Raw genomic sequence first — 1202 nt, 5'->3', positions numbered from 1 at the left:
CATTTATCGCACCTGGCCGTTTGGTCAGAAAATTTGGTGAATAAGAATCACCTCAATTAAAATCCCTCGCTTTGAAGCCAGGAAGCAAAAATACTATATATAAAACTTTGTGTGTGTGTGTGTGTGTGTGCAAGCAATATACCATTCAAACAATATACCATATGGCCCGTTACATATTGGTTACATATTGAAATATTTCCTTACTTTTTTTAAGGTGCTATGGATTCCTGCTTTCGCAGGAATGACAGAAAGGGTGGACAATAGGTGGTGACGACGGTGGCCATCGAGATATATATCTTAGCGTTGTTGTCGGAGCTACTCCCTTAATTTGTCTTCCTGAGCATCCAGGAACGGCTTAAAGCCTTCTTTCAGATGAGATTTGCTTAGTTCTGTTACCCTGGCAAATTCAGCAAGAGTTATCCCTGAAAACTTGAACTCTTGAAAAAGTGCGGGCCAACATTGCCACATACTTATATCTTCGTTGATTTTAAAGTGACAGGTAGAACCTATACCTATTCTGATGATAATGTTTTTTTCGATTAGCGATCTAATATTACGAAATATCGTGATACCATCGATATGCGTCATGTCTTTCAGAGTAAGATATTTGGCAATTATGCTTGGGCGGCCATAATTTGCCCTCACAAGAGCATATATTATTAGTGATTCAGCTTCGCTAAGACCAGTACTGTTACTAATCGCATCAAATACAACAGTTGGAATATAAGCATACCCATCTTCAAAATTACCACCGTTGTCATTACCCTTAATGAGACTTAATTTCTTGTTTGACTCAGATGGAGTTTGATCTTTGTGGGGATTCTTTGACATAATAAAACACCTCGACATAAAAGATACCTCTTCTTAGAAGAGGTTATGAGCCCTTGCTTCAACAAGGGCTTTTTTCATGCTTATAGAATAACATAGACCGCCTGGCATGTTTGCAAAGCATGGATTCCTGCTTTCGCAGGAATGACAGAAAGGGTGGGACGTATGCGGACATCAAGAGAAGACTTTCGGCCGCGCCGTAGAGTAGTGAGCCGCTCCCTTCAGGCGAACGGAGCGTAGGCGCGTGGAAACCTGTGCGGAGCACCCAGTTTAAAACTATCGAGCTTGAGGATTCTTCCGAAAATCTCGGAGTACTCGAAAGCTACCGAAGCCAAACGTCCTAAGAACCTGTATAAATAAAACAGACAAATAGT

At 41.0% G+C, this 1202-nt stretch carries 1 protein-coding gene; it reads right to left on the bottom strand.

What is annotated here, in order from left to right; all coding sequences use genetic code 11:
- Positions 1–315: 315 nt before the first annotated feature.
- Positions 316–849, bottom strand: a complete 534-nt coding sequence (locus tag HQK88_17170) for a hypothetical protein (protein MBF0618529.1) — start codon at positions 847–849, stop codon at positions 316–318.
- Positions 850–1202 lie beyond the last annotated feature (353 nt).

Source organism: Nitrospirota bacterium (assembly GCA_015233895.1).
GTDB lineage: Bacteria > Nitrospirota > Thermodesulfovibrionia > Thermodesulfovibrionales > Magnetobacteriaceae > Magnetomonas.
Note: the sequence above shows the minus strand (reverse complement) of the source record. Positions and strands in the feature narration are given on the sequence as shown.